Below are 2,404 nucleotides of genomic sequence, written 5' to 3'. Positions count from 1 at the left end.
CCGATGACCCGCACCACCACCAGCCGCGGCCCGGCCCCCACCCGGGCCGCGGCCTCCGCATGCTCGCGCGCCACACACCCGGCACGGGCTACGGCGCCCGAGCCGCACAACGCACCAGTTCTCCGCGCGAGCCTCGCCGACTGCTCACGCCAGGCATTCCCGCGCGCGCCGAAGCACCAAATGCACGCCACCGGCTCTTGTCCGGCAGCGCCATCCGCACGCCTCGCCGAGCCCGGCCACGTGCACGCCGCCAGCAGCGCCGCGCAACCGCCGGCCGCACCAGCCCTCTGTCACAGCCTCGGCACCGACACGCACCCGGCATCGCGGCCTGCCCGCCCGGCCGAGCCCGACCACTCGGGCGCCACCAGTACCCGCGCCCCGCTGGCCGCACCAGCCCTCTGCGACACCATCGGCACCGCCGCGCGCCCGGCACCGCCATCTGCTCGCCTCGCTGAGGCCAGCCACTCTTGCACCGCCGGCGCCCGCGGCCAGTTCCTCCATTTCCCTCTTCCTGCCGAAGGCCGCCTATGACCCCCGCCGACCAAGTCCCCCCGGGCCACCCGAGCCTGGCGTTCGACCGGGCGAAGCTCGCCGAGCTCGTCGCCGACTCCGAGCGGCGGATGGCGGTCATCGCCGATGCGCAGCGGCGGGTCGCGGAGCTGGCGGTCAGTGTGCGGTCGCGGGATCGGTCGGTGACCGTGGGGTTGGGGGCCGGCGGCGCTTTGACCGAGCTCACCTTTCACACCACCGCGTATCGCGACATGGCGCCGGCCGAGCTTTCGCGCCTGGTGCTCGACACCGTCACGGCGGCGCGGGCCGAGTACGCGGCGCAGGTCGCCGAGGCCATGGCGCCGGTGCGGGAGGGGGCTGTGCTGCCTTTCGAGGACATCATGGCCGGCAAGTTCGACATCTCCGAGTTCCTGCGTGGGAGTCCATCATGACCGAGATCCAGGCTGATCCCGACGATCTGGAGCGCCACGGCAAGGCCTTCGACGGCCACGTCGCCGACATGACCTCGGTCCACGACGAGCTCTACGCCCTGCTCGCCGGGGACATCGGCATCGGCAACGACGACTTCAGCCGGGGCTTCCGCGAGAACTACGTCACGCAGGTCCGCAACCTCGCCGACAGCGTCCGCGACGCCCGCGACGGCGTCCGGGGCATCAGCCTGGGCATGGTCAAGATGGCCTCCGACTACCGCGCGACCGACGACGCCTCGCTGCGCGGCGTCACCAACCTCGGCTCCGGCCTCGGCCTACCGCCGAGCACCGGCACCGGCCCGCACACCGGCCCGGGAACAAGCACCGGCATCCCCCACACCACCCCCCACCCAGAACCCTGACATGGGCATCGACCTCCCCGAGCCGCTCCGCTGGCTGTTCAAACTCACCGGCTCCGAATGGCCGGACGCCGATGAGGACAAGATCGCCAAGTTCGGCGAGCAGGTCGGCACCTTCAGCAACCGCATCGACGACGTCAACGCCAACATGGTCGACACCGTCCGCCGGGCCAACGTCTCCAACTCCGGCCCGGCGATGACGCAGTACACCGGCAACCTCCGCGACGTCGTCAACAACGGCATGCCCGGCATGTCTACCGGCGCCCGCGCGATGGCCGTGGAGATCCACGACGCCGCCCTGCAGTGCGAGTACAGCAAGGGCACCGCCGTCATCAACATGGCGATCATGGCTCCGATGATCGCCGAGGCCATCGCCAACGCCCCGGAGACCTTCGGCGCCACCATGGCCATCGCCGAGGCCGGCATCGCCGCGATCCGCACCACCGTGCCCAAGCTGCTGACCCAGATGGTCGAGAAGGTCGTCACCAACACCGCGATGATGGAGGCTGGCGACCTCGCGGTCCAGGGCTACCAGGTCCTCGTCAAGCGCGACCGGGCCGGTTTCGACAGCAACCTGTCGCTGAACACCATCGAGATGGGCGCCATCGGCGGCGCGGTCGACGGCGCGCTCACCGGCGCCCTGATGAAGGGCGCCCCCAAGTTCTTCAAGAGCGCCGAGGCCGGCGTGACCGACGCCTCCAAGCTCGTCTGGGCCCCGCCCAAGTGGGCCAACATGGCCACCCAGGTCGCCAACAACACCGTGACCTCGCTGATCATGGACGGCGTCAACGGCCAGCCGATCGACGGCCTGAGCCTGCTCCAGGGCGCGGCCCTCGGCGCCGCGATGGGCGGCCTGCACCACGCCCCCGGCGTCAAGGTCAAGCCGTTCGACGAGTTCCACATGAACGAGGACTTCCTCAACGGCGACAGCTGGGTCCGGCCCAAAACCGCCTACGCCGACGACAAGACCGGCACCAACGACTTCTCCTTCACCGTCCGCCGCCAGCCCGGCGCCTCCGACGGCAGCAAAACCGTCTGGTACGGCGACCCCACCGTCACCCACCC

At 71.0% G+C, this 2,404-nt stretch carries 3 protein-coding genes; all 3 read left to right on the top strand.

The window, feature by feature from the left end:
* Positions 1-527: 527 nt before the first annotated feature.
* The gene (locus GWK61_RS54065; RefSeq protein WP_194922208.1) at positions 528-941 is read left to right on the top strand and encodes a YbaB/EbfC family nucleoid-associated protein; all 414 of its coding nucleotides are present in this window, start codon (positions 528-530) and stop codon (positions 939-941) included.
* Positions 938-1,342 carry a WXG100 family type VII secretion target gene (locus GWK61_RS54060; RefSeq protein ID WP_194922207.1) on the top strand — a complete coding sequence of 135 codons (405 nt, stop codon included), beginning with the start codon at positions 938-940 and terminating at the stop codon, positions 1,340-1,342. Before GWK61_RS54065 ends, GWK61_RS54060 begins: the two co-directional genes overlap by 4 nt.
* 1 nt (position 1,343) lies before the next feature.
* A partial coding sequence (locus tag GWK61_RS59135; protein ID WP_194922206.1) for a WXG100-like domain-containing protein occupies positions 1,344-2,404 on the top strand: 1,061 nt, incomplete at its 3' end.

The organism is Catenulispora rubra (assembly GCF_015356825.1).
GTDB lineage: Bacteria > Actinomycetota > Actinomycetes > Streptomycetales > Catenulisporaceae > Catenulispora > Catenulispora rubra.
The sequence above is the reverse complement of the archived record's forward strand: the minus strand, read 5'-3'. Positions and strand labels throughout refer to the sequence as shown.

Coding starts and splice junctions, on each gene's coding strand:
- GWK61_RS54065 (WP_194922208.1), top strand. CDS start 528: ATGACCCCCGCCGACCAAGTCCCCCCGGGCCACCCGAGCCTGGCGTTC.
- GWK61_RS54060 (WP_194922207.1), top strand. CDS start 938: ATGACCGAGATCCAGGCTGATCCCGACGATCTGGAGCGCCACGGCAAG.